General features: G+C 48.4%; 23 protein-coding genes. All 23 read left to right on the top strand.

Translation table 11 applies throughout. The features are described from left to right. Positions 1-84 precede the first annotated feature (84 nt). Positions 85-1,548 carry a glutamate synthase subunit beta gene (locus ACO0K8_RS09080; RefSeq protein ID WP_422946333.1) on the top strand — a complete coding sequence of 488 codons (1,464 nt, stop codon included), beginning with the start codon at positions 85-87 and terminating at the stop codon, positions 1,546-1,548. A gap of 396 nt (positions 1,549-1,944) precedes the next feature. After that, positions 1,945-2,748 carry an ABC transporter ATP-binding protein gene (locus ACO0K8_RS09075; RefSeq protein WP_422946332.1) on the top strand — a complete coding sequence of 268 codons (804 nt, stop codon included), beginning with the start codon at positions 1,945-1,947 and terminating at the stop codon, positions 2,746-2,748. Next, positions 2,745-3,515, top strand: coding sequence for a lipid asymmetry maintenance ABC transporter permease subunit MlaE (mlaE, locus tag ACO0K8_RS09070; RefSeq protein WP_422946331.1), 771 nt, complete (start codon positions 2,745-2,747; stop codon positions 3,513-3,515). Before ACO0K8_RS09075 ends, mlaE begins: the two co-directional genes overlap by 4 nt. A 90-nt stretch (positions 3,516-3,605) precedes the next feature. Next, entirely contained in the window at positions 3,606-4,079 is a 474-nt protein-coding gene (gene mlaD, locus ACO0K8_RS09065) for an outer membrane lipid asymmetry maintenance protein MlaD (protein WP_422946330.1), read from the top strand. After that, complete coding sequence (locus tag ACO0K8_RS09060) at positions 4,076-4,888, top strand: MlaA family lipoprotein (RefSeq protein ID WP_422946329.1); 813 nt, start codon at positions 4,076-4,078, stop codon at positions 4,886-4,888. Before mlaD ends, ACO0K8_RS09060 begins: the two co-directional genes overlap by 4 nt. 107 nt (positions 4,889-4,995) lie before the next feature. After that, positions 4,996-5,637, top strand: coding sequence for an MlaC/ttg2D family ABC transporter substrate-binding protein (locus ACO0K8_RS09055; protein ID WP_422946328.1), 642 nt, complete (start codon positions 4,996-4,998; stop codon positions 5,635-5,637). Between the two features lie 12 nt (positions 5,638-5,649). Continuing rightward, positions 5,650-5,925, top strand: coding sequence for an STAS domain-containing protein (locus ACO0K8_RS09050; RefSeq protein ID WP_422946327.1), 276 nt, complete (start codon positions 5,650-5,652; stop codon positions 5,923-5,925). 155 nt (positions 5,926-6,080) lie between these two features. After that, complete coding sequence (locus ACO0K8_RS09045; protein WP_422946326.1) at positions 6,081-6,992, top strand: ABC transporter ATP-binding protein; 912 nt, start codon at positions 6,081-6,083, stop codon at positions 6,990-6,992. After that, positions 6,989-7,744: an ABC transporter permease gene (locus tag ACO0K8_RS09040; protein ID WP_422946325.1), complete on the top strand. Its 756-nt coding sequence runs from the start codon at positions 6,989-6,991 to the stop codon at positions 7,742-7,744. The genes ACO0K8_RS09045 and ACO0K8_RS09040 overlap by 4 nt, the downstream gene beginning before the upstream one ends. A gap of 61 nt (positions 7,745-7,805) precedes the next feature. Further along, positions 7,806-8,039: a BolA family protein gene (locus ACO0K8_RS09035; protein ID WP_422946324.1), complete on the top strand. Its 234-nt coding sequence runs from the start codon at positions 7,806-7,808 to the stop codon at positions 8,037-8,039. Between the two features lie 2 nt (positions 8,040-8,041). Then, complete coding sequence (murA, locus tag ACO0K8_RS09030; RefSeq protein ID WP_422946323.1) at positions 8,042-9,292, top strand: UDP-N-acetylglucosamine 1-carboxyvinyltransferase; 1,251 nt, start codon at positions 8,042-8,044, stop codon at positions 9,290-9,292. A gap of 6 nt (positions 9,293-9,298) precedes the next feature. Beyond that, a complete protein-coding gene (gene hisG, locus ACO0K8_RS09025; protein WP_422946322.1) occupies positions 9,299-9,964 on the top strand; it encodes an ATP phosphoribosyltransferase in 666 nt (221 codons plus the stop codon). Continuing rightward, positions 9,964-11,313, top strand: a complete 1,350-nt coding sequence (gene hisD / locus ACO0K8_RS09020; protein WP_422946321.1) for a histidinol dehydrogenase — start codon at positions 9,964-9,966, stop codon at positions 11,311-11,313. Before hisG ends, hisD begins: the two co-directional genes overlap by 1 nt. A 171-nt stretch (positions 11,314-11,484) precedes the next feature. After that, the gene (locus ACO0K8_RS09015) at positions 11,485-12,501 is read left to right on the top strand and encodes a DNA-methyltransferase (RefSeq protein WP_422946320.1); all 1,017 of its coding nucleotides are present in this window, start codon (positions 11,485-11,487) and stop codon (positions 12,499-12,501) included. Between the two features lie 23 nt (positions 12,502-12,524). After that, on the top strand, positions 12,525-13,595 hold the full coding sequence (gene hisC, locus ACO0K8_RS09010; protein WP_422946319.1) for a histidinol-phosphate transaminase: 1,071 nt from the start codon (positions 12,525-12,527) through the stop codon (positions 13,593-13,595). 47 nt (positions 13,596-13,642) lie between these two features. Beyond that, a complete protein-coding gene (gene hisB, locus ACO0K8_RS09005; RefSeq protein WP_422946318.1) occupies positions 13,643-14,239 on the top strand; it encodes an imidazoleglycerol-phosphate dehydratase HisB in 597 nt (198 codons plus the stop codon). Positions 14,240-14,272: 33 nt separating this feature from the next. After that, entirely contained in the window at positions 14,273-14,911 is a 639-nt protein-coding gene (hisH, locus tag ACO0K8_RS09000; RefSeq protein WP_422946317.1) for an imidazole glycerol phosphate synthase subunit HisH, read from the top strand. Between the two features lie 61 nt (positions 14,912-14,972). Further along, entirely contained in the window at positions 14,973-15,764 is a 792-nt protein-coding gene (hisA, locus tag ACO0K8_RS08995) for a 1-(5-phosphoribosyl)-5-[(5-phosphoribosylamino)methylideneamino]imidazole-4-carboxamide isomerase (RefSeq protein WP_422946316.1), read from the top strand. Then, entirely contained in the window at positions 15,761-16,525 is a 765-nt protein-coding gene (gene hisF / locus ACO0K8_RS08990) for an imidazole glycerol phosphate synthase subunit HisF (RefSeq protein ID WP_422946315.1), read from the top strand. The genes hisA and hisF overlap by 4 nt, the downstream gene beginning before the upstream one ends. Further along, complete coding sequence (gene hisI / locus ACO0K8_RS08985) at positions 16,522-16,920, top strand: phosphoribosyl-AMP cyclohydrolase (protein ID WP_422946314.1); 399 nt, start codon at positions 16,522-16,524, stop codon at positions 16,918-16,920. The genes hisF and hisI overlap by 4 nt, the downstream gene beginning before the upstream one ends. An 11-nt stretch (positions 16,921-16,931) precedes the next feature. Then, a complete protein-coding gene (locus tag ACO0K8_RS08980) occupies positions 16,932-17,285 on the top strand; it encodes a phosphoribosyl-ATP diphosphatase (RefSeq protein WP_422946313.1) in 354 nt (117 codons plus the stop codon). Positions 17,286-17,324: 39 nt separating this feature from the next. Further along, positions 17,325-17,690 carry a histidine triad nucleotide-binding protein gene (locus tag ACO0K8_RS08975; protein WP_422946628.1) on the top strand — a complete coding sequence of 122 codons (366 nt, stop codon included), beginning with the start codon at positions 17,325-17,327 and terminating at the stop codon, positions 17,688-17,690. Between the two features lie 66 nt (positions 17,691-17,756). After that, positions 17,757-17,978 carry a Sec-independent protein translocase subunit TatA gene (gene tatA, locus ACO0K8_RS08970; protein ID WP_422946312.1) on the top strand — a complete coding sequence of 74 codons (222 nt, stop codon included), beginning with the start codon at positions 17,757-17,759 and terminating at the stop codon, positions 17,976-17,978. The last annotated feature ends 20 nt before the right edge of the window (positions 17,979-17,998 follow it).

Raw genomic sequence — 17,998 nt, 5'->3', positions numbered from 1 at the left:
TCTGGCGGTTTCGTCAGATGCATAGCTGCTCTGCATTTCAGGAATGAGTGGGCGCATCGCCCGCAACAAAATTGAGGTAGTAAAATGGGTAAAATAACTGGCTTCATGGAATATCAGCGCTTGCAAGAAGCAAGCGAAGCGCCACAAATGCGCAAGAAACATTACAAAGAATTTTCGGTACATTTGACGAATGATCAGGTCAAAGTACAAAGCGCACGTTGCATGGATTGTGGCATTCCGTTTTGTAATAACGGCTGCCCGGTAAATAACATCATCCCCGACTGGAATGATCTAGTCTATAACGGCAACTATAAACTTGCTTTAGATACGCTACACTCAACGAATAATTTCCCTGAGTTTACTGGCCGTATCTGCCCAGCACCTTGCGAATCAGCCTGTACTCTGGGCATTAATGATGACGCGGTTGGCATTAAGTCGATAGAACATTTCATCATCGACAAAGGCTGGGAAAATGGTTGGGTAGTGCCGCAAATCGCCGCCATTAAAACTGGAAAGAAAATCGCGGTGGTTGGCTCTGGTCCTGCTGGTCTGGCGGCGGCGCAGCAACTGGCGCGTGTTGGTCATGACGTCACTGTTTTTGAGAAAAACGATAGAGTTGGTGGTTTGTTACGTTACGGTATTCCAGATTTTAAGATGGAAAAATCGCATATCGATAAACGTGTAATCCAGATGCAAGCGGAAGGGGTCACTTTCCGTACGAGCGTGTTTGTCGGTAAAGATTTTCCTGCAAATATCACCAATTGGGCAAAAGAAACAGTCTCCCCGGAGCAGCTGCAAAAAGACTTTGATGCTGTGATCATCGCTGGAGGTGCTGAAACGCCAAGGGATTTGCCAGTGCCTGGTCGTGAGTTGAAGGGAGTACATTTTGCGATGGATTTCCTGCCTTTGCAAAACAAGGTTAACGCAGGCGATAAAGTGAAAGACCAACTGCTGGCAAGCGGAAAGAATGTCATCGTCATCGGCGGCGGTGATACCGGTTCTGATTGCGTCGGTACATCGAATCGTCATGGCGCTAAATCTGTGGCGCAATTTGAATTAATGCCGCAGCCACCTGAACAAGAAAATAAGCCACTGGTTTGGCCTTACTGGCCGACTAAATTGCGTACTTCTTCTTCGCATGAAGAAGGCTGCGACAGAGATTGGGCGGTCGCGACTAAGCGCCTGGAAGGTAAGGGCGGTAAGGTCGAAAAATTGATCGCGTGCCGAGTTGAATGGAAAGACGGCAAGATGCAAGAAGTGCCGGATTCAGAATTCGAAATGAAAGCTGATCTGGTATTGCTGGCGATGGGTTTCGTTTCTCCGGTGCAGCAAGTTTTGGAGGCCTTTGGCGTTAACATGGATGCGCGCGGGAATGCCAAGGCAACAACCGACGGTGAAGGATGTTATAAAACCAACGTGGCTAATGTGTATGCTGCGGGTGATATGCGACGTGGACAATCGCTGGTGGTCTGGGCAATCCGTGAAGGCCGGCAATGTGCGCGGGAAGTCGATGCTGCGCTGATGGGTGACTCAGTATTGCCACGCTAATTACTTAACGCATCTGCGATTGAAATTTATAGATCTTTATTGCCTTCATTTTGTTTCGCGTTGTAGATTGTTTTGCTTGAGCTGATAGCTGAAAGCCCTTTACTTTTTGTAAGGGGCTTTTTAGTTTTGAGATCAAAAAAGAGCATTTAATGCCAAGCTCGCAATTAAATTTCTGTTAGTTAAATATTTATCTGACTCAAAGTTCATTTATTTTCAAAAAATATTCTGTTTATTTTGAATAATATTAAAAAATTTATTCATTATTCAAATTATTATTCCGTTTTTATTTGGCATTTCAAAATATATTTTTAAGCTTTACTTTCTGATACATGTTCAGGCAAGCTAGCTTTTCTGATCTGGATTACAATCTCACTTTTGCATTTTAAGCTCCCCGTCGTGCCCAATCTCGTCGAAATTCGCGATCTACACTTTAATTATGCTGACCGGCCTATCTTGTCCGGTTTAAATATGGATTTCCCACGTGGTAAAGTCATTGCCGTAATGGGGGGCTCTGGCTCGGGTAAAACAACCATCTTACGATTGATAGGTGGGCAAATTGAGGCACAGCGTGGTGGCGTCAAGGTTGATGCTGTCACGGTAAATGCCAATGATACTAAAGCGATCTATGCTTTACGTCGAAAAATGGGCATGTTATTCCAACATGGGGCATTGTTTACCGATTTAAGTGTTTTTGAGAATGTCGCCTTTCCTTTACGCGAACATACTAATCTGCCAGAAAGTATGATCCAAGATCTGGTCTTGATGAAATTGCATGCGGTTGGTTTGCGCAACGCTGCGCGCCTAAAACCTGCAGAAATCTCTGGGGGAATGGCTAGACGTGTGGCCTTGGCAAGGGCAGTAGCATTGGATCCGCAATTAATTATGTATGACGAACCATTTGCAGGTCTCGATCCGATTTCTATGGGAGTGATTGCCAATTTGATTCGAAACTTAAATGACGCTTTGGGGTCTACATCGATATTGGTATCGCATGATGTGCATGAATCTTTTGCGATAGCCGATTACGTTTACTTCTTATCACAAGGAAAAATCGTCGCTCAAGGGACGCCTGAGCAGATGTCGAATTCCAGTGATCCCTACGTCAAACAATTTGTGCATGCTGAGAGCGATGGTCCTGTACCCTTCCATTACCCAGGTAAAACTCTGGCAGAAGATTTTGGATTGAGTGTCAAACAATGATTATTTCTCGCATTGGACATCAGGTGCGCCAGAGCGCTGAAGACCTTGGATATGCTGCGCGTAGTTTCTTTACTATTTTGTTTAGTGTGTTGGGTTTATGGCGGAGGCCGCGCCTGATTACCGACCAGATACATTTTATTGGTAATTATTCTTTAATTATTATTGCTGTGTCAGGTTTGTTTGTCGGTTTTGTACTTGGTTATCAGGGGTATTACACCTTGAACAAATATGGCTCCGAAGAAGCATTAGGTTTATTGGTCGCCTTGTCTTTGACGCGCGAGTTGGGGCCCGTGGTTACCGCCTTATTGTTTGCTGGACGCGCAGGTACCTCACTGACTGCCGAGATTGGCTTGATGAAGGCTGGTGAGCAGCTGGCAGCTATGGAAATGATGGCAGTGAATCCCATGCAACGCGTGATTGCCCCGCGCTTTGTGGCTGGAGTGATTGCAATGCCGATTTTGACCGCTATTTTTAATGCTATGGGTATCTTTGGCGGTTATCTGGTTGGGGTTAAATTAATTGGTGTAGATGATGGCTCATTTTGGTCACAAATGCAGGCTGGAGTAGATGTATGGCAAGACATTGGTAATGGCGTCATCAAAAGCGTGGTATTTGGATTTGCGGTGACTTTCGTGGCTCTGTTTCAAGGTTACGAAGCACAGCCCACACCAGAAGGTGTTGCCAGAGCAACCACTCGGACCGTGGTCATTTCTTCTTTGTTGGTATTGTGGTTAGACTTTTTGTTGACAGCTTGGATGTTTCAATAGTTGTTAAGTCTGAACATCACTAAACAGAAGATAGTTATTTTTAATTTACCTGTAAATATGTGATATTTGCAGCGTAGTCGAAGGCAAGATATGCAAAAAAAAGCGATGGATTTCTGGGTGGGAATATTTGTATTACTGGGTGCTGCCGCGCTGCTGTTTTTAGCGCTGAAGGCCGGCAATATGAGTACATTTTCTTTTGATACCACCTATGATGTAACTACCCGATTCGATAACATAGGTGGATTAAAACCCAAGGCCGCAGTGAAGAGTGCGGGCGTGGTAGTTGGCAGGGTCAGTGAGATACGATTTGACGATAAAACCTATCAAGCCACGGTCACGTTACGGATGGAAAACCGTTATAAATTTCCTAAAGATAGCTCGGCAAAAATTCTTACGGCCGGCTTGCTAGGTGAGCAGTATATAGGCTTGGAGGCTGGCGGTGATGCAAACAATCTGGTGGCCGGCGACCGCATAAAAATGACACAATCAGCGATAGTTCTGGAAAATTTGATTAGTCAATTTTTATTCAGTAAAGCTGCTGAGGGCAAGGACGAGAGTAAATGAAAAAAGCAAACATGAGCTTAAAGAAGCCGCATCAACAAGCTATGTTGCGCTGGTTAGGGGTATTTGTTTTTAGCTTGCTATTTACTGCTTGTACTAGTGTTGGAAGTATCAAAACTGGAGCCAGCACTACATTAGATACAATTAAGACTGGTGCGGTCAATACCCTCGATAATATCAGTGAAAAAACGAATATAGGAAACAATCCACGCGACCCTTTAGAGGGATTTAATCGCGCGATGTTTAGCTTTAACGAGGGCTTGGATGATTATCTGTTAAAGCCATCGGCTGAATTATATCGTTCTGTATTACCGTCATTCGTGCAAACTGCAATCGGGAATTTTTTTGGTAATGCAGGCGATATATGGACTGCTGCGAATAACTTTATGCAAGGGAATATGACTGATGGCGTTAATGATGTCATGCGCATCGCCTTTAACTCTACATTTGGCCTTGCTGGTTTTATTGATATTGCGTCTGCGGCTGGAATGCCTAAACATCGGGAGGATTTTGGGCAAACCTTGGGACGCTGGGGGATGCCAGCCGGCCCTTACGTTGTCTTGCCATTATTGGGCGCGTCAACTTTGCGCGATACAATAGCGACACCAGTTGATTTTAAAGGAGATTTTTTATTTTCTCAGACCTCTGTGAGTGTACGTAATACCACTACGGTACTGCGTTTTGTCGATAGACGAGCTTCCGTGTTGGACGCAAGTAAGTTAATCGAAGAAGCCGCTTTGGATAAATATGTGTTTATTCGTGACGCCTATTTACAGCGACGTGCCGGTCAAGTTAATCCGGACAAAGACTAAGACGCGACAGCGCTCATGGCTCTTCCGTTTGTCAACCACAATTGAGTACAAGTGGTTAACTGTTCAATATTGTTTTGGCGCGATACGCGCACTATGAAAGTTTTTATATGAAATTATTTTCTCAATTTTTATTTGGTTTCTTGCTTGTTTTGGGTTTTACGGCACATGGTATTGCCGCGGATGAAGCGCCTGATCAGTTGATCAAACGTTTAAGTCAAGAAATTTTAGATACCGCCAAAGCTGACAAAGAGATTCAAGCTGGCAATCAAAAACGTGTTTATGATTTGGTTGAAAGCAAAGTGTTGCCATACATCGATTTTTCTAGAATGACTTCTTTGGCATCGGGAAAAAGTTGGCGTGAAGCCACCCCCGAGCAGCAAAAGCAATTAACCAACGAGTTTCGCACTTTGCTGGTATTTACTTATTCCGGAGCCATTTCCCAAATTAAGGATCAGCGCCTGGAGTTTAAACCTTTTCGCGGTTTGCCAGATGACACCGAAGTCGAAGTGAGAAGTCAGGTCATACAGGCGCGTGGTGAACCTGTGCAATTGAGTTATCGCCTGGCGAAATCGGCAGCGGGTTGGAAAATTTACGATATCAATGTCTTAGGCGCGTGGCTGGTAGAAACTTACAAAGGAAGTTTTTCTGCTGAGATCAGCAAGTCAGGGATAGATGGCTTGATTAAAACTTTGATTGAAAAAAATAAAAAATTGGCAGCGGCAGGGACCACTAAAACTGCTGCGAAATAATCGGAGCGATTCATGTATCTAGCTGAGCAAGAAATTAGCTTGCGTAATGCCGTTCTCGCAACTCAGGCGGGAGTACTGGCGATCAAGGCGGGCGAAACCGAGTTTGATTTATCTAAGTTAAGTATTGCCGATTCTTCGGCAGTAGCAGTCATGCTTAGTTGGCAACGTGCTGCTAGTCAACAAGGTAAAACCTTAGCCTTCCATGCAATCCCCGCCAACCTCAACAGTTTGCTGGCTTTGTATGGCATGTCTGAATTGCTCGGTATATCAAAGCCTCATCAGTCTTAAGAAATTCAATAGAATTTGACGGTAATAAGATCATGCAAACATGATCTTAAAAACCGGCCATCCTGCGCTGAAAAATCCCCTATAATGCAAGGTTTTCGCTGCCTCTGTGGCGATCAACTTACACGCAACTCATACGCACCAAGATACCCCGCCTTATGGCCGCCATAAAAATTACCAATGTTGAAAAACGCTACCAGTCTTTACAAGCGCTAGGTGGCGTCTCGCTTTCTATCGAAGAAGGAGAGTTTTTTGGTTTGCTGGGACCAAATGGTGCCGGTAAAACAACGCTAATTTCGATTATTGCTGGTCTTAATCGGGCTGATTCTGGATCGGTGGCTGTGCAGGGACATGATGTGGTTGCTGACTATCGTGCCGCGCGAAAAAATATCGGCGTAGTACCGCAGGAATTGGTGTTTGATCCATTTTTTACAGTGCGTGAAACTTTACGCATGCAGTCCGGTTATTTTGGCGTTAAAAATAACGATAAATGGATAGACGAGATTATGGAAAATCTCGACTTGAGCAATAAAGCCGACGTGAATATGCGCGCTTTGTCTGGCGGCATGAAACGCCGGGTACTGGTAGCGCAAGCCCTGGTACACAAACCGCCGGTAATCGTGCTCGATGAACCTACCGCTGGCGTTGATGTGGAATTGCGCCAGACTCTGTGGAAGTTTATTGCTCGCCTGAATAAAGAAGGTCACACCGTAGTGCTGACCACCCATTATCTGGAAGAAGCGCAAGCCTTATGTAATCGCGTTGCCATGTTAAAAGCGGGCAAAGTGGTGGCACTTGATAGTATGGCTGGTTTAATCAAGCGTATCTCCGGCGCACAAATGAAGCTCAAGTTAGCGCAAGGGATTTTGCCAGACGTTCTGCGGGCTCTAGCTATCCCTCAGGACGGGCCTCCTGTCGCCAATCAATCAGTTTTACGCATTACCAATTATTCAGAAGTTGAACCTATTTTGGCCGCCTTACGAATTGCAGGTTGCGTGATAGAAGACCTGCAACTGCAGCAGGCCGACTTGGAAGACGTCTTCCTGCAAATTATGGAAGATGGCAAATGAACGGCTTTCAAACCTTATTGTATAAGGAAGTGCTGCGCTTCTGGAAAGTTGCGACACAAACCATTACCGCACCTATCGTCACGGCCTTGTTGTATTTGCTGATTTTCGGACATGTGCTTGAGGCGCATGTGCAAGTCTATCCGGGTGTGAAGTACACGGCTTTCCTTATCCCGGGACTGGTGATGATGAGCGTCCTGCAAAACGCCTTTGCTAATTCCTCTTCATCGCTGATACAGTCAAAAATCACCGGGAATCTGGTGTTTATTTTATTGCCGCCTTTATCACATTGGGAGGTGTTTGGCGCCTATGTGCTGGCTGCGATTGTGCGTGGTTTAACGGTGGGCGCCGGTGTTTTTCTAGTGACTATTTGGATCAGCGACATGAGTTTCATCGCACCTTGGTGGATAGCGATTTTTGCTTTGCTGGGAGCGGCGATGTTAGGCACGATGGGTTTGATCGCCGGCATCTGGGCCGAGAAATTTGATCAGTTGGCGGCGTTCCAGAATTTTTTGATCATGCCCGCCACTTTTTTGTCTGGTGTATTTTATTCTATTCATTCTTTGCCACCATTTTGGCAAAACCTCTCGCGCTTTAATCCGTTCTTTTACATGATAGACGGATTCCGTTATGGCTTTTTTGGTCAGTCCGACGTCAACCCCCTGACTAGCGCCGCTATAGTCAGCGCATTTTTTATCTTGCTAACGACGATCGCAGTGCAAATGCTAAAGAGCGGTTATAAGTTACGACATTAATTTTGCTGCAGCAGGCTAAAATTTTTCTGCGGCATTCCTTATTTTTATTCGAAAGAAAATCGTGTTTCCTACTCCTGAACAAATTAAGACATATATCGCTGCCGGACTTGAGTGCACGCATCTGGAAGTCGAGGGCGATGGCCAGCATTTTAACGCCGTCATCGTCTCGCCAGCATTCGTCGGCAAGCGTTTAATTCAGCGTCATCAGATTGTCTATGCTGCGTTGGGTGATCGTATGCGCGAAGAAATACACGCATTATCGATGAAGACACTGACACCTGAAGAGTTCGCCTAATCATGGATAAATTACTGATCACAGGTGGTTATCGCCTTAACGGTGAGATCAATATTTCTGGCGCCAAAAATGCAGCGCTGCCGATACTTTGCGCAGGATTGCTGACTGCGGACGATGTGGTTTTGCACAACGTACCTGGATTGCAAGATGTAGCGACCATGCTCAAATTGCTGCGTCAGATGGGTTTGTCTGCGACCGAAGAAAACGGTGTTGTGACGCTCAATGGCGGCGCAATCACTAAGCTGGAAGCGCCGTATGAGATGGTAAAAACCATGCGCGCATCGATCCTAGTACTTGGTCCATTGCTGGCGCGTTTTGGTGAGGCAAAAGTGTCTTTGCCGGGCGGTTGCGCCATAGGTTCGCGTCCGGTTGATCAGCATATCAAGGGTTTGCAGGCGATGGGTGCCGAGATCACTATCGAAGCCGGTTATATCCACGCCAAAGCCAAACGCCTTAAAGGCACTCGTGTGGTCACCGATATGATCACCGTGACAGGCACAGAAAATCTGCTGATGGCGGCAACTCTGGCCGATGGCGAAACTGTTCTGGAGAATGCAGCGCGCGAACCGGAAGTCACTGATTTGGCGCATTTGCTGGTAGCGATGGGTGCCAAGATCGAAGGTATAGGCACAGATAGACTGGTGATTCAGGGCGTAGAGCGCTTGCATGGCGCAACTCATGCGGTGATTGCTGACCGTATCGAGACCGCCACATTTTTATGCGCGGTGGCCGCCACCGGTGGCGACATCACTTTGAAAAATACACGTAGCGATATTCTGGATGTCGCGATTGATAAATTGCGCGAAGCCGGCGTGATACTCACCAGTGGGCCAGACTGGATCCGTGCACAAATGGGCGGACGTCCGAAGGCGGTGAGTTTCCGTACTACCGAATATCCGGGCTTTCCTACCGATATGCAGGCGCAATTTATGGCTTTGGATTGTATTGCGCAAGGAGCCAGTCGCGTCACTGAAACTATTTTTGAAAATCGCTTCATGCATGTGCAAGAGATGAATCGTCTTGGCGCGCATATCGAGATCGATGGCCACACCGCCATCGTTACCGGCGTCGATAAACTGGTCGGTGCGCCCGTCATGGCAACAGATCTGCGCGCTTCTGCCTCCTTGGTGATCGCCGCGATGGCGGCCGAGGGCGAGACCCTGATCGACAGGATTTATCATCTGGATCGTGGTTACGACAAAATGGAAGTGAAATTATCTGCCGTTGGTGCCCACATACAAAGAGTGAAATAAGCGATCATGATGACTATGCCACCCAATCAGCAACTGACCCTGGCGCTATCCAAAGGCCGGATTTTTGAAGAAACGCTCCCGCTGCTGGAAGCGGCCGGGATACGTGTCACAGAAGATCCTGAAACGTCACGCAAACTGATTCTAGCCACTAACGATCCGGAAGTGCGCGTGATTATAGTGCGTGCTTCCGATGTGCCTACCTACGTGCAATATGGTGCTGCGGATTTTGGTGTGGCAGGTAAAGATGTTTTGCAAGAGCATGGTGGCGCAGGTTTGTATCAGCCTATCGATCTCAATATTGCCCATTGCCGTATGTCGGTGGCGGTGTCGGTCGGTTTTGATTACGCCACTGCAGTGCGCCAAGGGGCACGTTTGCGGGTGGCGACTAAGTACACCGAAATTGCGCGCGAACATTTCGCCCGTAAAGGGGTGCATGTCGATTTGATTAAGTTGTACGGCTCTATGGAGTTGGCACCCTTAGTTGGTTTATCTGATGCCATCGTCGATCTGGTTAGCACCGGGAATACCCTGCGCGCTAATCATTTGGTTGAAGTCGAACACATTATGGAAATATCTTCGCGTTTGGTGGTGAATCAGGCGGCGTTAAAACTTAAGCGCGAACGTCTGCAACCTATCATCGAAGCATTTGACCGCGCCTCCAAAGGAAAATAATGTCGGATCAAAATAGTCCCAGCCTTGCGCTAGCTCAAATTGCCAGGCTCGATGCTAGCCATGAAAATTTTTCTGCGCAGCTCAGGCAATTGTTGGCGTTTGAGGCCAGCGAAGATGAGGCGATCGATCGTACTGCTGCGCAGATACTCGCCGATGTAAAAAAACGTGGCGATGCAGCGGTGCTGGAGTACACCAATCGTTTTGATCGACTTAGCGCTAGCAGCTTGCAACAACTGGAAATCGGCCAGCCCGAACTGCAGGCGGCGCTGGCCTCTTTAGCACCAGAACGGCGTGCTGCTTTAGAGATGGCAGCGCAGCGTGTGCGGGCCTATCACGAGGTGCAAAAAACAGCATGCGGCTCGGCTGGTTTTAGCTATACCGAAGCGGACGGAACGGTACTGGGGCAAAAAGTGACGCCTTTAGATCGCGTTGGCATTTATGTGCCTGGCGGTAAAGCCGCTTATCCTTCATCGGTCTTGATGAATGCGATTCCGGCCAAGGTGGCGGGCGTAGTGGAAATCATTATGGTGGTACCGACTCCTGACGGCATCAAAAATCCTCTGGTGTTGGCGGCTGCCGCCATCGCCGGAGTCGATCGTGTATTCACCATAGGTGGGGCGCAAGCAGTAGCTGCGCTGGCTTACGGCACAGCGACCATCCCGCAGGTGGATAAAATAGTCGGCCCTGGTAACGCCTATGTCGCAGCCGCCAAACGCCGCGTGTTCGGTACGGTAGGCATAGACATGATCGCTGGTCCTTCTGAGATTTTGGTGATTTGCGATGGCAGTACCGATCCGGACTGGATTGCCATGGATCTGTTTTCGCAAGCCGAGCATGATGAGTTGGCGCAGTCGATATTGCTATGTCCAGACGCTGCCTACCTCGATGCGGTGGCTGCCAGTATCGCTAAGCTGATAGCAAGCATGCCACGAAAAGAGATCATCGCCACCTCGCTGGCCAATCGTGGTGCCCTGATCAAGGTCGCTGATATGCAGCAAGCCTGTGATATTGCCAATAGCATCGCAGCTGAACATCTGGAAATCTCCACTGAAAATCCGCGGCAATGGGCTGAGCAGATACGCCACGCCGGTGCCATGTTCCTGGGACGGTTCTCTTCCGAAGCTTTGGGTGATTATTGCGCCGGCCCGAATCATGTGTTGCCCACTTCACGCACAGCGCGCTTTTCCTCACCTTTAGGGGTGTACGATTTTCAGAAGCGCTCGTCGATGATACACGTCAGCGAACAAGGTGCACAAATTTTAGGCAAGGTCGCGGCTGAATTGGCCTATGGTGAAGGCCTGCAAGCGCATGCACGTAGTGCCGAATACCGTTTGACGTCGTCAAGTTAAAAAGTGAACTAGCCCAGTGCGCATATTCCATGCGGGTTTCCAGCCTATTGCCTCGGAAAGCCGCATGGGATATGCGCCTTGGGCTAGGTACCGTTTGGGTTTTTCATCATGCCAAGGCCGGCCGTATTATTCAAGAGTCCTGCGAACACAGCAGTGCGCTAAAAGGTATCCATGAGCAGCTATATCAATACGATTTTCAATGAAGATGCTGTACTGGGTTTAGCTAGGATACCAGACGGCAGTATTGATTTAATCCTCACTGATCCACCGTATAGTTTGGGTAAGGATTACGGTAACGACTCCGACAAACAAGCCGCGGCCGACTATCTGGCATGGACCGCGCGTTGGATACAGGCGGCCTTGCCGAAATTAAAACCGAACGGCAGTCTGTACATATTTTTGACCTGGCGTTATTCGCCGGAGATTTTTGTGATGCTCAAGCAGCACATGATTATGCTCAATGAAATTATCTGGGACCGACGAGTGCCATCGATGGGGGGCAGTGTCAGAAGTTTTTCATCGGTACATGACACCATAGGTTTTTTCGCCAAGGCCAAAGGACATTACTTCGATCTCGATGCGGTGCGCATCCCTTACGATGCCGCCACCAAAAAAGCCAGGTCTCGCGCTATCTTTGTCGGCGCCAAGTGGCTAGAGCTTGGTTACAATCCCAAGGATTTGTGGAGTGTCTCCAGGATACATAAAGAAAATCCTGAGCGCGCTGATCACCCCACCCAAAAACCTTTAGAGATCATCGAGCGTATGCTGCTGGCATCTTGCCCGCCCGACGGTATCGTTTTGGATCTGTTTATGGGTAGTGGCACTACTGCCGTGGCAGCCAAACGTTGCGGCCGCAATTTTGTCGGTTTTGAATTAAATGCCGACTATTGCGACATTATTCAACGCAGGTTGGCGTCTCCGGAATCGCTAAGGGTAGAGCGCAGCAATCAACCTAGCGAGCCTATCCGGGCCAAAGTTGCTAAAGTTTCCGGACTCGCCAAAGCCAAACGCGGCCGTAAGTCGCTTAAAAAAACAGCCACGTTAAAGAATGCCGCTGCCGCAAAAAAAGCCGTGCAGGTGGATGCGAATGTCAGCAGTAACACAGCGAGTAAACCGATTAAAAAACGAGCGAAGTCTACCCAAGACGCGACCGCCATCGGTCAGTCTATGGCACTTCCTATCATCTAGATATTTTTACAGTGAGTAAGTTTATGTCCTTGATTAAGAATATTTTTCGCCCTGAAGTGTTAGAGTTGGCCGCCTATCATGTGCAGGATGCTGCTGGTTTCGTGAAGCTGGACGCGATGGAAAATCCTTACACCTTAAGTGCAGAGTTGCAGCAAGTGCTGGCCACGCGTTTGGCGCAAGTGGCATTAAATCGCTATCCTGTGCCTAGCTACAGCGGTTTGAAAGCGGCCATCAAACTACAACTTGGCGTACCGCAGAATTACGATCTGGTGCTCGGTAATGGTTCAGATGAATTGATTTCTATGGTCTCGGTGGCCTGCGCTAAACCCGGAGCCAAGGTGCTGGCACCGGTGCCTGGCTTTGTGATGTACGCAATGTCGGCGCGCTTAGCTGGCATGGAGTTCATTGGCGTCCCGTTAAACGCAGATCTGACGTTAGACAGGACGGCGATGTTAGCCGCGATCGTCGAGCATCAACCAGCCATCACTTATTTGGCGTACCCGAATAATCCTACAGGCACTTTGTACGAAGTGGCGGATATCGAGGCAATTTTGCGTGTGGTGGGCGACACCGGAGTGGTTATTCTAGATGAGGCGTATCAACCCTTTTCACCGGTCAGCTTTATGTCGCGCCTGGCAGAATTCGACAATCTGATTGTCATGCGTACCGTGTCGAAGTTGGGTTTGGCGGGTATCCGTCTCGGTTACATGACGGGAAGCCAGGCCTTGCTGGATCAGTTCGAAAAAGTACGTCCGCCCTACAATATCAATGTGTTGACCGAAGCTGCGGCTCAATTCATGCTCGAACAGGTCGCAGTACTCGACGCGCAGGCTGCACAGTTATGCGAGCAACGCGGCGTCTTGGCTGAGGCTTTGGCACGTTTGCCAGGGGTTACGGTTTTTCCGTCTGCGGCAAATTTCCTGCTGATTCGGGTGCCGCAAGCCGAACAAGTATTCGCTAAATTGGTGAAACAAAAAATATTAGTTAAAAATGTAGGTAAAATGCACGTGCTGCTGGAAAATTGTTTGCGTATTACCGTTAGCACAGCAGAAGAAAATTCCCTCTTCCTTGATGCTTTTAGTGCATCATTATGAACGCATCTTTGCAATCAAAGCCCTTATAGCCTCAATAGCCCAAAATTATGCAAGCCCAACGCACCGCACAAGTTACCCGCAACACCAATGAAACGCAGATCCGTGTAGCCATCAATCTCGATGGAACCGGTAAGCAAAAACTCAATACCGGTGTTCCATTTTTAGACCATATGCTCGATCAGATCGCTCGTCATGGCCTGATCGATCTGGAAATCGAAGCGGTTGGTGATCTGCATATCGATGCCCATCATACGGTGGAGGATGTCGGTATCACGCTGGGACAGGCGTTTGCAATCGCGATGGGCGACAAGAAAGGCATACGCCGTTACGGTCATGCTTACGTGCCTCTGGATGAAGCCTTGTCACGCGTGGTGATCGATTTTTCCGGTCGGCCTGGTCTGGAGTTTCATGTACCGTTCAAACGCGCCATGATAGGTTCGTTTGACGTCGATCTGACCCATGAATTTTTCCAGGGTTTTGTCAATCACGCACTGGTCTCCCTGCATATCGATAATTTGCGTGGCGATAATGCACATCATCAATGCGAAACGGTATTTAAAGCTTTCGGCCGCGCTTTGCGTATGGCATCCGAACTCGATGCACGTTCGGTCGGTATCATACCGTCCACTAAAGGCAGCCTTTAATCCTGAAATTCCTTGCTTCGCAAGTAGTCCAATATGAATAAAATTGTTGTTGTCGATTATGGTATGGGCAATCTGCGCTCGGTGGCTCAAGCCCTGCGTGCGGTGGCCCCGGAAGCCAATGTCATCATCTCCGGCGAAGTTGCCGATATCAAGAGCGCCGATCGGCTGGTTTTGCCAGGTCAGGGCGCGATGCCTGACTGCATGAGCAGCTTGCGTGAGTCTGGCGTGCAGGATGCCGTCATGGAAGCGGCGCGTAGCAAACCCTTGTTTGGGGTTTGTGTCGGCGAGCAAATGCTGTTTGATGTCAGTGCCGAAGGTGATACGCCGGGCTTGGGTCTATTGCCAGGCAAGGTTGTTCGTTTCGATTTACGCGGCCAGTTGCAGGCTGACGGTTCACGCTACAAAGTGCCGCAAATGGGATGGAATCGCGTTAAACAAGCCCAGCCGCATGCCTTGTGGCAAGGTATTGACGACGGGGCCTATTTCTATTTTGTGCATAGCTATTTTGCGCAACCTGAGAACTCGTTGCATACCGTCGGTGTTACCGATTACGGAGCCACGTTTGCTTGTGCGGTGGCTCGTGATAATATTTTTGCGACGCAATTTCACCCAGAAAAAAGTTCCGCGGCTGGCTTGCAGTTGTATAAAAATTTCGTTCACTGGAAGCCTTGATCACTAGGTCTTTTTTGTTTTTGTTAAATTCGATTTTTTACCTTTTTCATAGATACTCATCATGCTGCTCATTCCTGCCATCGACCTGAAAGACGGTCACTGCGTACGCCTGAAACAAGGAGACATGGATCAAGCCACTGTCTTCTCTGATGCTCCTGCCGAAATGGCGCGACATTGGCTAATGCAAGGTGCGCGTCGCTTGCATCTGGTGGACCTAAATGGTGCATTTGCCGGTAAACCTGTCAATGAAGCGGCAGTCAAGGCGATTTTGCAAGCCGTGCGTGAGTACGCGGAAGAAACTGGTACTGAAGAAATTCCTGTGCAATTGGGTGGCGGAATACGCGATCTTGATACCATAGAGCGCTATCTGAATGACGGCTTGTCTTACATCATTATAGGTACCGCTGCGGTAAAGAGCCCTGGCTTTTTAGCCGATGCCTGCGCCGCTTTTCCAGGGCAGATTATTGTTGGTATCGATGCCAAGGATGGTAAGGTCGCGACCGATGGCTGGAGCAAGTTATCCGGTCACGATGTCATCGATCTGGCGCAAAAATTTGAAGGCTATGGCGTTGAAGCGATTATCTATACTGATATCGGCCGCGATGGCATGATGGGCGGCGTGAATATCGAGGCCACCGTCAAGCTGGCGCAAGCGGTCAGCATCCCAGTGATCGCGTCGGGTGGCGTACACGTATTGGCCGATGTCGAGGCGCTCTGTGCGGTGCAGGATGAAGGTATATCTGGTGTTATCTGCGGCCGCTCGATTTACGAGGGCACTTTAGATTTGTTGTCGGCGCAGGATAGGGCCGACGAACTGAGTGGCGAATTCGATAGCGAAGAAGATCTCACATGACGCTGGCAAAACGTATTATCCCTTGTCTGGATGTGACCGCAGGCCGAGTCGTCAAGGGCATCAATTTTCAGGAATTGCGCGATGCCGGTGATCCGGTAGAGATCGCCCGGCGCTACGATGCACAAGGTGCCGATGAAATCACTTTTCTCGACATTACGGCCTCCTCAGATGATAGAGATTTAATTCTGCCTATTATAGAAGCGGTGGCTTCCCAGGTGTTCATTCCTTTGACAGTGGGCGGTGGTGTGCGCACTGTGGCTGACGTGCGTCGTCTGCTCAATGCGGGCGCAGATAAAGTCGGCATCAACACTTCTGCGATTACTAATCCGCAACTGGTAGCCGATGCCGCGCACAAATACGGTTCGCAATGTATCGTGGTAGCGATTGATGCCAAGCGGATTGCACCCGGAAAATGGGAAGTGTATACGCATGGCGGTCGTAACGCGACTGGCCTCGATGCGGTCGAATGGGCCTGCAATATAGCGCGTCTTGGTGCCGGAGAAATCCTGCTGACCAGCATGGACAAAGACGGCACGCGATCGGGATTTGATCTTGGCTTGACGCGGGCCGTGTCGGATGCGGTGGATATTCCCGTGATTGCATCCGGTGGGGTCGGCAGTCTGCAAGACTTAGCTGACGGCATCAAGCTGGGCGGTGCAGATGCGGTGCTGGCTGCAAGTATTTTCCATTTTGGTCAGCACACTGTGCAAGAAGCAAAACAGTTTATGGCGGCACAAAGTATTCCTATGAGGTTGGTATGAGTTATAAATGGTTAAACAAAGTGCGCTGGGATGAGTACGGCCTGGTGCCCGTGATCGCGCAAGAGGCTAGCAGCAACGAGGTATTGATGTTCGCCTGGATGAACCGTGACGCTTTGACCAAAACAGTGGAACTAGGCGAGGCTGTTTATTGGAGCCGTTCGCGTAAAAAACTATGGCATAAAGGTGAAGAGTCCGGCCATATACAAAAGGTGCTCGAGATTCGCCTTGATTGCGATGAGGACGTGGTTCTGCTCAAGATTGAACAGATTGATGGTATTGCCTGTCACACCGGACGCCATTCGTGTTTTTTCCAGAAATTCGAAGGCGACGCCAGTGCCGGCGAATGGCTGGCAGTTGAGCCGGTTCTGAAAGACCCGGAAAGTATATATAAGTGAGCGAAACTTCCATGAACATGAGTGAACAAGATATCTTGCAGCGTCTGGCTGACATGATGGAAAGCCGTAAACCGGTCAATGGTGGAAATCCCGAAACCTCGTATGTTGCCAAATTATTCGCAAAAGGCGACGACGCGATTTTAAAAAAAATAGGTGAAGAAGCAACCGAAACTGTCATGGCAGCGAAAGATGCGCGGGTTTCCGGTGATGCTACTAAACTATTATATGAATGTGCGGATCTGTGGTTTCACACGCTTGTCATGTTGGCGCAATATAATCTTACTCCCCAGCAAGTGCTAATGGAATTAGCGCGACGCGAGGGGCTTTCCGGATTAGATGAAAAAGCGGCTCGAAAAGACGCCTAGACTATCCTGATGAGTTAAATAGCAATGATAGAGGTTAATGTGGAAAACTGTATTTTCTGTAAAATTGTTGCCAAGCAAATTCCCTCTGATGCCATTTATGAAGATGAGGATTTACTGGCATTTAAGGATATTCATCCGGCAGCACCAGTGCATTTTTTGATTATTCCTAAGTTGCATCTGGCTACCTTGGCCGATGCTAAACCTGAACATGCGGAATTGCTGGGTAAAATGCTAGAGTTGGCACCTAAACTGGCGCAGCAACAAGGTTGTGGTGTAACAAAAAATGCTGACGGCGGCCACATTGGTGGGTATAAAACCTTGATCAATACGGGGCCGGACGGCGGCCAAGAGGTGTATCATCTGCACATGCATGTGATTGGTGGGTCTAAGCGAAATCGCGATTAGATTTTCATTGATACTAGTTGGCGGTAAATATTATGACGAGGGCGAGGCCCTCATATTGGAGAAATCATGGGTTCATTTAGTATTTGGCATTGGTTGATCGTACTGGTAATTGTCATGCTGGTTTTTGGCACCAAAAAGTTGGGCAATATCGGTGGTGATCTAGGTAAGGCTGTCAAAGGCTTCAAAGACGGCGTTAAGGGCGAAGAAGATAAAGCCGCTACGGAAGCAAAACAAGTTGCCGATAAAGTGACGGTTGATGTCGAAGCCAAGGAAAAAACCAAGCTGTAAGCGGCTGGTAAATATCGATT

Origin of the sequence: Undibacterium sp. Ren11W, assembly GCF_049340485.1 — a bacterium.
GTDB lineage: Bacteria > Pseudomonadota > Gammaproteobacteria > Burkholderiales > Burkholderiaceae_D > Undibacterium.
The sequence above is the reverse complement of the archived record's forward strand: the minus strand, read 5'-3'. Positions and strand labels throughout refer to the sequence as shown.

Bases quoted from the DNA above. Each gene is read 5' to 3' on its own strand.
- ACO0K8_RS09080 (WP_422946333.1), top strand. From the start codon at position 85: ATGGGTAAAATAACTGGCTTCATGGAATATCAGCGCTTGCAAGAAGCA.
- mlaE (WP_422946331.1), top strand. From the start codon at position 2,745: ATGATTATTTCTCGCATTGGACATCAGGTGCGCCAGAGCGCTGAAGAC.
- mlaD (WP_422946330.1), top strand. From the start codon at position 3,606: ATGCAAAAAAAAGCGATGGATTTCTGGGTGGGAATATTTGTATTACTG.
- ACO0K8_RS09060 (WP_422946329.1), top strand. From the start codon at position 4,076: ATGAAAAAAGCAAACATGAGCTTAAAGAAGCCGCATCAACAAGCTATG.
- ACO0K8_RS09055 (WP_422946328.1), top strand. From the start codon at position 4,996: ATGAAATTATTTTCTCAATTTTTATTTGGTTTCTTGCTTGTTTTGGGT.
- ACO0K8_RS09050 (WP_422946327.1), top strand. From the start codon at position 5,650: ATGTATCTAGCTGAGCAAGAAATTAGCTTGCGTAATGCCGTTCTCGCA.
- ACO0K8_RS09045 (WP_422946326.1), top strand. From the start codon at position 6,081: ATGGCCGCCATAAAAATTACCAATGTTGAAAAACGCTACCAGTCTTTA.
- ACO0K8_RS09040 (WP_422946325.1), top strand. From the start codon at position 6,989: ATGAACGGCTTTCAAACCTTATTGTATAAGGAAGTGCTGCGCTTCTGG.
- murA (WP_422946323.1), top strand. From the start codon at position 8,042: ATGGATAAATTACTGATCACAGGTGGTTATCGCCTTAACGGTGAGATC.
- hisG (WP_422946322.1), top strand. From the start codon at position 9,299: ATGATGACTATGCCACCCAATCAGCAACTGACCCTGGCGCTATCCAAA.
- hisD (WP_422946321.1), top strand. From the start codon at position 9,964: ATGTCGGATCAAAATAGTCCCAGCCTTGCGCTAGCTCAAATTGCCAGG.
- ACO0K8_RS09015 (WP_422946320.1), top strand. From the start codon at position 11,485: ATGAGCAGCTATATCAATACGATTTTCAATGAAGATGCTGTACTGGGT.
- hisC (WP_422946319.1), top strand. From the start codon at position 12,525: ATGTCCTTGATTAAGAATATTTTTCGCCCTGAAGTGTTAGAGTTGGCC.
- hisB (WP_422946318.1), top strand. From the start codon at position 13,643: ATGCAAGCCCAACGCACCGCACAAGTTACCCGCAACACCAATGAAACG.
- hisH (WP_422946317.1), top strand. From the start codon at position 14,273: ATGAATAAAATTGTTGTTGTCGATTATGGTATGGGCAATCTGCGCTCG.
- hisA (WP_422946316.1), top strand. From the start codon at position 14,973: ATGCTGCTCATTCCTGCCATCGACCTGAAAGACGGTCACTGCGTACGC.
- hisF (WP_422946315.1), top strand. From the start codon at position 15,761: ATGACGCTGGCAAAACGTATTATCCCTTGTCTGGATGTGACCGCAGGC.
- hisI (WP_422946314.1), top strand. From the start codon at position 16,522: ATGAGTTATAAATGGTTAAACAAAGTGCGCTGGGATGAGTACGGCCTG.
- ACO0K8_RS08980 (WP_422946313.1), top strand. From the start codon at position 16,932: ATGAACATGAGTGAACAAGATATCTTGCAGCGTCTGGCTGACATGATG.
- tatA (WP_422946312.1), top strand. From the start codon at position 17,757: ATGGGTTCATTTAGTATTTGGCATTGGTTGATCGTACTGGTAATTGTC.